At 40.0% G+C, this 255-nt stretch carries 1 protein-coding gene; it reads right to left on the bottom strand.

Annotation, left to right across the window (positions count from 1 at the left end; translation table 11 throughout):
- Window positions 1-7 precede the first annotated feature (7 nt).
- The coding region (locus tag EQG68_RS14935; RefSeq protein WP_129465668.1) for a type IX secretion system membrane protein PorP/SprF at window positions 8-255 on the bottom strand (248 nt) is incomplete at its 5' end.

Here is a 255-nt window from a genome sequence, read left to right on the forward strand (position 1 = left end):
TTTTAGGTTAGAAAAATCGTGGTGAACGGGATACTTTCTTGGGGAAATTTACATCAAACAACAAGAAAAACTCGTGCGAAGAAGGCGTCGTAATATTCAAATCCGATACGATGTGATCATACGCATAACCAATACGAAGATTGGGGGTGATGGCATAATTTAGCATCGCTCCAAAACTGTCTTCTAAACGATACGTAGCTCCGATTTCAAACTTCTCGAAAAACAAAAAGTTGGTCGATACATCAAGCGAGGTCG

Origin of the sequence: Flavobacterium piscinae, assembly GCF_004122145.1 — a bacterium.
In the GTDB taxonomy this organism is placed as follows: Bacteria; Bacteroidota; Bacteroidia; order Flavobacteriales; family Flavobacteriaceae; genus Flavobacterium; species Flavobacterium piscinae.